This is a genomic window from Archangium sp. (assembly GCF_036389735.1).
Classification (GTDB): domain Bacteria; phylum Myxococcota; class Myxococcia; order Myxococcales; family Myxococcaceae; genus Archangium.
This window is the reverse complement of sequence record NZ_DASVWK010000698.1, coordinates 1-8,247: the sequence shown is the minus strand read 5'-3', so window position 1 is coordinate 8,247 and position 8,247 is coordinate 1. Positions and strand designations below refer to the sequence as shown.

The 8,247-nt window shown below is 70.7% G+C and carries 9 protein-coding genes; 7 read left to right on the top strand and 2 right to left on the bottom strand.

Annotated elements, in window-relative coordinates:
* Window positions 1-171: 171 nt before the first annotated feature.
* Window positions 172-1,473 (bottom strand): HD-GYP domain-containing protein, encoded by a 1,302-nt coding sequence (locus VF794_RS24590; protein WP_331114435.1) that lies wholly within the window; start codon window positions 1,471-1,473, stop codon window positions 172-174.
* A gap of 111 nt (window positions 1,474-1,584) precedes the next feature.
* On the bottom strand, window positions 1,585-2,694 hold the full coding sequence (thiO, locus tag VF794_RS24585) for a glycine oxidase ThiO (RefSeq protein WP_331114434.1): 1,110 nt from the start codon (window positions 2,692-2,694) through the stop codon (window positions 1,585-1,587).
* 288 nt (window positions 2,695-2,982) lie between these two features.
* Here thiO and hisG point away from each other — a divergent pair, with 288 nt between their 5' ends.
* From hisG to VF794_RS24550, 7 genes are all read left to right on the top strand, one after another.
* A complete protein-coding gene (gene hisG, locus VF794_RS24580; RefSeq protein WP_331114432.1) occupies window positions 2,983-3,837 on the top strand; it encodes an ATP phosphoribosyltransferase in 855 nt (284 codons plus the stop codon).
* Window positions 3,834-5,135 (top strand): histidinol dehydrogenase, encoded by a 1,302-nt coding sequence (hisD, locus tag VF794_RS24575; RefSeq protein ID WP_331114430.1) that lies wholly within the window; start codon window positions 3,834-3,836, stop codon window positions 5,133-5,135. The genes hisG and hisD overlap by 4 nt, the downstream gene beginning before the upstream one ends.
* Window positions 5,132-6,169, top strand: a complete 1,038-nt coding sequence (locus VF794_RS24570; RefSeq protein WP_331114428.1) for a histidinol-phosphate transaminase — start codon at window positions 5,132-5,134, stop codon at window positions 6,167-6,169. Before hisD ends, VF794_RS24570 begins: the two co-directional genes overlap by 4 nt.
* The gene (gene hisH / locus VF794_RS24565) at window positions 6,166-6,759 is read left to right on the top strand and encodes an imidazole glycerol phosphate synthase subunit HisH (RefSeq protein WP_331114426.1); all 594 of its coding nucleotides are present in this window, start codon (window positions 6,166-6,168) and stop codon (window positions 6,757-6,759) included. Before VF794_RS24570 ends, hisH begins: the two co-directional genes overlap by 4 nt.
* On the top strand, window positions 6,756-7,469 hold the full coding sequence (locus VF794_RS24560; RefSeq protein ID WP_331114424.1) for a 1-(5-phosphoribosyl)-5-[(5-phosphoribosylamino)methylideneamino] imidazole-4-carboxamide isomerase: 714 nt from the start codon (window positions 6,756-6,758) through the stop codon (window positions 7,467-7,469). The genes hisH and VF794_RS24560 overlap by 4 nt, the downstream gene beginning before the upstream one ends.
* Entirely contained in the window at window positions 7,466-8,002 is a 537-nt protein-coding gene (locus VF794_RS24555; protein WP_331114422.1) for an imidazoleglycerol-phosphate dehydratase, read from the top strand. The genes VF794_RS24560 and VF794_RS24555 overlap by 4 nt, the downstream gene beginning before the upstream one ends.
* A gap of 1 nt (window position 8,003) precedes the next feature.
* A partial coding sequence (locus VF794_RS24550) for a HisA/HisF-related TIM barrel protein (protein ID WP_331114420.1) occupies window positions 8,004-8,247 on the top strand: 244 nt, incomplete at its 3' end.

Sequence of the window (8,247 nt, the reverse complement as noted above, 5' to 3'; positions counted from 1 at the left end):
TAGGAGGGCAGGAGTCATCAAGGCTCTCGACTCTTAACCCACCTGTCCCCGGCTGGCATCCCCGTAGACAGGTCGTCCGCTGGGGGGCCGGGTGTCGGTCACTTCTGGTTGACCAGAAGTGACGTGCACCGGGTCCACGTGTCGGTCACTTCTGGTTGACCAGAAGTGACCTCAGTCGCGCGTGTTGCCCTGGCGTCCACCCGCGAGCACCGAGAGGACCACGGGCTGTTGCGGCGCGGGGGAAGCGGGAGGAGCGGGCGGGGGGCTCGCGCGCGTCACGGGGGCCGGGCTCGCGCTGGGGGCCGGGCCGGGGATGGTCTGGTCCAGATCGTCCAGGTCATCGCCGAGCCGGGCCAGGGTGGCCTCGGCCTCCTGGGCCTGCGTCTCCACCTGCACCAGGGTCAGCTTCCGGTTCTGCATGTCCTCGCGGATCTTGATGAGCGCCTGCTCACCAATGTCGAGGAAGGCCCGGACGACCTCGCGGTCGAACTGCGTGCCGGCGCAGCGGTTGATCTCCGTGATCGCGTTGGCGAACGTGGTGCCCTTGCGGTAGGGCCGGTCGCTGGTCATCGCGTCCAGGGTGTCCGCCACGGCGAAGATGCGCGCGCCGATGTGGATCTCCTGGCCCCGGAGGTTGCGCGGGTAGCCCTGTCCATCCCAGCGCTCCTGGTGCGACAGCACGATCTGCGCCGGCGTGGCCAGGAAGGGGATGTTCTGGATCATCTGGAAGCCGATGTCCGGGTGCTTGCGCATCTCCTGCCACTCCTCCGGGGTCAGCTTCCCCGGCTTGAGCAGCACGGCGTCCGGCACGCCGATCTTCCCGATGTCGTGCAGCAGCGCGCCGCGGCCGATCTCCTCGAGATCCTGGCCCTTGATGCTCAAGCGCTCGGCGATGGCGTTGGTGTAGCGCACCACGCGCTGCGAGTGGTCCGAGGTCTCGTGCTCGCGGGCGTCCAGAGCCGCCACCAGGGCCAGCAGCGTGGACTGGTAGGTGTGGGCGATGTCCCGGAGCGCGTTGCGCAGCTCGGTGGTGCGGTCACGCACCTTGCGCTCCAGCTTCTTCTGGTAGCGCTTGCGGGCCAGCTCGATGCGGCGCTTGGCCAGCGCCCGCTCGATGGCGCGGATGAGATCCGTCAGCTTGGGCGGCTTGAGGAGGTAGTCCACGGCGCCCCGGCGCAGGCAGTCCACCGCGGACTCGGTGTCGCCGTATCCGGTGAGCATGATGACGGAGGTGTCCGGATAGCGCTCGCGCAGCTGCTCGAGCAGCCACAGGCCGTCCTTGCCCGGCATCTTCATGTCGCTGATGACCAGGGGTGTCTCTTCCTGGCCCGTGAGGTCCAGGGCCATCTCGGCACCGCTGGCCACCACGCAGTTGTAGCCCTCCTCCCTGAGGAGGACGGAGATGACATCGCGCACGGAATCGTCGTCGTCGACGATCAGAATCCGGGGGGGAATGGGAGGAATGGCTTCCACGGGTGGGGATTCTAGAGGGATCGGCCTCCGGAAGGCCAACCCGACGCGGTTTTTCAGGTTTCCTGGCCGCCTGGACGGGTTCCCGAAGGGTAGGAAAGGCCTCCTGGCGGCTCAGCGGCCGGGGAAGCGATCAAAACGGAACGGATTCAGGTCCAGGGAGGGAGACTCCCCGAGGACCACCTGGGCCACGAGTCGGGCGGTGATGGGGGCCAGGAGGATGCCGTTGCGGAAGTGGCCGGTGGCCAGGAAGAGGCCGGGCAGGGGGCCGGCTCCCAGGATGGGCAGGTGGTCGTCCGTATAGGGGCGCAGGCCCGCCCAGGTCTCCTGGACCGGGGCCGAACCCAGCGCGGGGCATAGCTCCATGGCCAGGGAGAGGATGCGGTGCAGGCCCTCGGCGGTGACGTTCTTCTCGAAGCCGGCGAACTCCAGGGTGCTGCCGGCGATGACCCGTCCGTCCGTCCGGGGGATGATGTAGCCCTTGTCGGAGAAGACGACGTGCGAGAAGAGCGGCAGCCGGGTCTGGAACTGCACCATCTGCCCGCGCGCCGGGCGCACCACGCGCGGGTCCAACGCGATGCCCTGCACCAGGCCGGACCAGGAGCCGGCGGCGATCACCACGGCGTCCGCGCGCAGCGTGTCCCCATCCAGATCCACGCCCACCGCGCGGCCGTGCTCCTCCACCACGCCCCGCACGTAGCCGGTGCGGAAGGTGACGCCCACCTTCGCGGCGGCCATGGTGAGGGCGCGCGTGAGGAGCCGATTGTCCACCTGGTGGTCGTCCGGGTAGTGGGCGGCGGCGAGGACGTGTGACGAGAGCGGGGGCTCCAGCTCGTGGACCTGGGCCGGGCCGAGCAGCTCCGCGCGCAGCCCCCGGGCTCGCTGCCAGCCCACGGTGGCCTCCAGGCGCTGGGCCCCGGTCTCGTCGAAGGCCAGGTGCAGCAGACCGCTGGGCAGGTAGTCCACGTTGATGCCAGTGAGGGCGAGCAGTTCCGCGGCGAAGTCCGGGTACAGGCCCCGGCTGCGCAGGCACAGCTCCAGGAAGGGACCGGGCCCCTCGGACTCCTGCTGGGGCGCGAGGATGCCGCCCGCCGCGCTGGAGGCCTCGGCTCCTGGAATGGAGCGCTCCAGCACCGTCACCCGAGCACCGGCCTGGCGCAGTCGCAGGGCGATGCCACAACCCATCACCCCGCCCCCTACGATGACCACGTCGATGTCACGCATTCGAGGCGCTTCTGCTCGCCCCCGGGAGGGTTTGCAAGTGATGTGAGCGGCTCGGGTTGACTGTGCGGGGGCTTTTCCGTTACCTAGTAATCCCGTGCGTCCTGTTTTCGTCCATCACTCCCATGCGCATCATCATCGGCCCCCTGACGGGTCCGCTCGCCATGCGCATGCTCGGGTGAAAGCGTAGAGACGCCCCCGATGCACCTGCCGCAGTGAACGGAAGCCCGTCCCACCCAGGACGGGCTTTTTTCGTTTCCGCGCCCGTCCCTCCACCTACCGAGTGCTCCGATGCTGAGAATCGCCCTGCCCAACAAAGGTCGCCTGTCCGAGGAGGTTCGCGAGCTGTTCAACGATGCCGGTCTGGAGGTCCGCGTCCGAGGTGACCGGGCCCTCACCGCGTCGCTCGGCGGCGAGTTCGAGGCCATCTTCGTGCGCGCCCAGGACATCCCCGAGTTCGTCGCCGATGGCGCGGCGGACGCGGGCGTCACCGGGTGGGATCTGGTGTGCGAGTCCGGCCGCGACCTGGAGCTCCTGATGGATCTGGAGTTCGGCAAGTGCCGGCTGGTGGTGGCCGCCCGCGAGGAGAGCGGCATCCAGAAGCTCGAGGACATCCAGGATGGGGTACGCGTGGCCTCCTCCTTCACGCGCCTGACGCAGGAGTTCTTCACGAAGCGCGGCCAGAAGGTGACGGTGGTGCCGGTGTCCGGTGCCACGGAGATCGCCCCCCACCTGGGCATCGCGGACATCATCGTGGACCTGACGTCCACGGGCTCGACGCTGAAGATGAATGGGCTGCGCGAGGTGGGGACGGTGGTGCAGTCGAGCGCGCGGCTGATCGCCCGCAAGAACCACACGCCCGAGTCGGCGGCGAAGCTGGACGAGCTGCGGCAGGCGCTGGGCTCGGTGCTGGCGGCCCGGGGCAAGCGCTACCTGATGGCCAACGTGCCCCGTCGCGTGCTGAACAACGTGCGCGAGGTGCTGCCCGGCCTCAATGGCCCCACCGTGGTGGACGTGCAGGGCGGGGACTTCGTGGCCGTGCACGCCGTGGTGCCCGCCAAGAGCATCTACCGCACCATCTCCTCCCTGAAGACCCTGGGCTGCGAGGGCATCCTCGTCACCCGCATCGAGAGGCTGATGCCGTGAGCACTCCCACGCTCAAGTACCAGGGCCGGTTGAGGGAGCTGGCTCCGGAGGCGCGCCGCCGCCTGCTGGACCGCACGGGCGGAGCGGATGCCCGCGTGGCGCAGCGCACCGCGGACATCCTCGCCCGCGTGCGCCGGGACGGGGACAAGGCGCTGCGCGAGATGGCGCGTGAGTTCGACCGCGCCGAGCTCCAGTCGCTGGAGGTGCCTCGCTCGGAGTGCGAGGCGGCGTTGGCCTCGCTGGAGCCGAAGCTGAAGGACGCGCTGGCCCGCGCGGCGCGCAACATCGCCAAGGCGCACGCGGCGCAGAAGCCCCAGGCCACCGAGGTGGAGACGGAGCCGGGCATCTTCGTCGGGCGCCGGCCGGATCCGCTCGGGCGTGTAGGCGTGTACGCGCCGGGGGGCCGCGCCGTGTACCCCAGCAGCGTGCTGATGGGCGTGGTGCCGGCGAAGGTGGCCGGGGTGGGGGAGGTCATCGTCTGCTCGCCCCCGGGGCCGGATGGGAAGCTCTCGGCGGGCGTGCTGGCGGCGGCGGCGCTGGCGGGCGCCGATCGCGTCTTCGCCCTCGGTGGTGCGGGTGCGGTGGCGGCCCTGGCCTATGGTACCGAGAGCGTGCCCCGGGTGGATCGCATCGTGGGTCCTGGCAACGCCTATGTGGCCGCGGCCAAGCTCCAGGTGGTGGACGCGGTGGCCATCGACGCGCCCGCGGGCCCGAGTGAGATTCTCGTGGTGGCGGACCGCAGCGCGGATCCGGAGGCGGTGGCGCGGGAGATGCTGGCCCAGGCCGAGCACGATCCGGACGCGTGCTGCGTGACGCTGGCGGTGGGCGATGCGCCCGCGGTGGCGATCGCCCGGGCGGTGGTGAAGGCGGCGGCGAGGGCCAAGCGCCTGGAGATCGTCACCCAGGCCCTGCGGGAGCGCGGCGCGGTGCTGACCGTGGACTCGCTGGAGGAGGCCTGGGCCTTCGTGGCGGACTTCGCCCCCGAGCACCTGCTGCTGGCCACCGCCTCGGCGCGGGAGCACCTGGCGCGGGTGCGCAACGCGGGCACGGTGTTCGTCGGCGAGACGGCCTCGGTGGCCTACGGCGACTACATGACGGGCGCCAACCACGTGCTGCCCACCGCGGGCCTGGCCCGCGCGTACTCGGGGCTGAGCGTGCTCGACTTCTACCGGTGGACCACCTACCAGCGCGTGGACCCCGACGCGGCGGCGCGGCTCGCCGATGACGTGGGCCTGCTGGCCGACAGCGAGGGCCTCTACGCTCACGCCGAGGCCGCCCGCGCCTGGAGGAAGTCATGAGCCTGCCCTCGCGCGACTCCTACCGGGACATCCCGCTGTACTCGCCTTCCAAGGCGAAGTGCAGCGTGGACTTGAGCGACAACACCAACCTCTTCGGCATGCCCCCGGCGGCCGAGCGCGTCCTGCGCGAGACGGTCGCCTCCCAGGTGACTCGCTACCCCGTGGGCTACGCGCCGGAGCTCAAGCAGGCCGTGGCCGCCTACGCGGGCGTGGAGCCCTCGCGGGTCACCACCGGGTGTGGCTCGGACGACGTCATCGACAGCACCCTGCGCGCCTTCCTGGAGCCGGGCGGGCTCATCGCCTTCCCGGATCCCACCTTCGTGATGATGTCCTACTTCGCGAAGGTGAACGGGCTGCGGTACGCGCCGGTGCCGCTCAAACCGGACCTCGACATCGACGTGGACGGGCTGCTCGCCACGGGCGCGAAGCTCCTCTATGTGTGCTCGCCCAACAACCCCACGGGCACGGTGGCCTCGCGGGCCGCGCTGGAGCGGCTGGTGGACAACGCTCCGGGCATCGTCCTGCTCGATGAGGCCTACGCCGAGTTCGCCCGGGAGAGCCATCTGGACCTGGCGGCCCGGCCCAACGTCCTCGTGACGCGCACGCTCTCCAAGGCCTTCGGGCTGGCGGGCATGCGGGTGGGCTACGCGGTGGGCGACCCCACGCTGATCGCAGAGGTGGAGAAGGCGCGCGGGCCCTACAAGGTGACGGGCCTGTCCGAGCGCATGGCGGCCGCGGCGCTCCGCGAGGACCTGCCGTGGATGAAGGCGCGGGCGGCGGAGTCGCTGACCATCCGGGCGCGGCTGGTGGCCGAGCTGGAGGGGCTGGGGCTGAAGCCGCTGCCGACCGAGGCCAACTTCGTGATGGTGCCGCTGCCCGGCGCCCCCGCGGTGGCGGAGCGGATGCGACAGCGGGACGTGAATGTTCGGGCATTCCAGGGACTGACGGTCATCGGTGACGCGCTCCGGATCGGGTGCGGCCCGTGGCCCATGATGGAGGCGGCGCTCACGGCGCTGCGGGAGGCTCTCCGGTGAGAGTGACGCTTTTCGATTATGGAGCGGGCAACCTGCACTCGCTGGCCAAGGCGCTGGCCACGGCGCCGGGCGTCGAGGTGCGCGTGCAGGAGGATCCGATTCGGGCGCTCGACACGGACCTGCTGGTGCTGCCGGGCGTGGGAGCCTTCGGCGCGGCGGCGGCACGGCTGGCACCGGGACGCGAGCAGATGCGGCGCGCGGTGCTGGACGGCCTGCCGTGCCTGGGCATCTGCCTGGGCATGCAGCTCATGTTCGACACGAGCGACGAGGGCGGCGGCGAGGGCCTGGGCCTCTTCCGCGGGCGGGTGACGAAGCTGCGCACCCAGCGCGTGCCTCACATCGGGTGGAACTCGGTGGAGGAGGACACCGCGCTGAAGAGCGCGAAGCTGGGCTCCGTCTACTACGCGCACAGCTTCGTCTGCCGCGCCGAGGAGCCCGGGGTGGTGGTGGGCTGGACGACGCACGAGGGGGACCGGTTCCCCGCGGCGGTGCGGCGCGGCAACCTGCTCGGCCTCCAGTTCCACCCGGAGAAGAGCTCGGTGGCGGGCGTGCGCTTCGTGCAGGCCTTCGTCGACGAGGTGCGCAAGTGATCGCCATTCCAGCCATTGATCTGCGCGAGGGAGCCTGTGTGCAGTTGGTGGGCGGCTCGTACGCCGACGAGCGGGTGCGGGTGAAGGAGCCCTTGGACGCGTTGACGCGCTGGCGTGCCCTCGGCTTCAGGACCTTCCACGTGGTGGACCTGGATGCCGCGCTGGGCAAGGGCTCCAACGAGGGGCCCATCGGCAAGCTCCTGAACCACGAGGCGGGGCTCACCTTCTCGGTGGGCGGTGGCGTGCGCAGCACGGCCAATGTCGAGGCGGTGCTCGCGCTGGGGGCCACCTTCGTGGTGGTGGGCACGCGGGCCATCGAGGACGCGGCATGGCTGCGTGAGGTGGCCGAGCGCTTCCCGGGTCGGGTGGTGGTGGCCGCGGACGTGAAGGGCCGCGAGGTGGTGACGCGCGGCTGGACGGCGGGCAGCGCCCGGGACATCGGTGACGTGCTGAAGTCGTTGGAGCCGCTGCCCCTGGGCGGCCTGCTGGTGACGGCGGTGCACAAGGAGGGGCAGATGGAGGGGGTGGACCTGCCGCTGATGGAGGAGGTGGCCCGGACGAGCCGCCACCCGCTGTACGCCTCGGGCGGTGTGACGACGCTGGAGGACCTGCGGGCCCTCGGACGCGTGGGGGCTCACGGCGCGGTCATTGGCATGGCGCTGTACACAGGCAAGCTGGACGCGGCCGAAGTGGCCCGGGAGTTCGCATGACGACCATCGTTCGCGAGACGAAGGAGACGAAGGTCACCGTGGACGTGGCCCTGGGCAAGGGCGTGACCCAGGTGGACACGGGCCTGCCCTTCTTCGACCACATGCTGTCCACCTTCGCGCGCTACGCGGGCCTGGACCTGACGCTGCACGCACGAGGCGATCTGCGCCACCACCTCATGGAGGACGTGGCCATCACCCTGGGCACGGCGGTGCAGAAGGTGATTCCCGCCACGGCGGCCCGCTACGGCGAGCGCACCGTCCCCATGGACGACGCGCTGGTGCAGGCCTGCATCGACGTGGCCGGGCGCTTCTATTACCGGGGACCGCTGCGCAACAAACTCTACGAGCACGTGATGCGCTCCTTCTGCGAGCACGCGAAGGTGACGCTGCACCTGCGGATCCTCCGGGGCAAGGACAGCCACCACGTGACGGAGGCGGCGTTCAAGGCGCTCGGCATGGCGCTGCGCGACGCGATGGTGGACTCGGGCGTGGTGTTCAGCACGAAGGGCACCGTCGCCCTGGAGGTGAAGTGAGATGCTCACGCGGCGACTGATCGTCTGTCTGGATGTGAAGGGGGGGCGCGTGGTGAAGGGCGTCCAGTTCGAGGGCCTCCGGGACGTGGGCGACCCCGTGGAGCTGGCCATGCGCTACGAGGAGGCGGGCGCCGACGAGGTGACCTTCCTCGACATCTCCGCGAGCAACGAGGAGCGCAGCACCCTGTGGGACCTGGTGCGGCGCACGGCGGAGCGGCTGTTCATCCCGCTGACGGTGGGCGGTG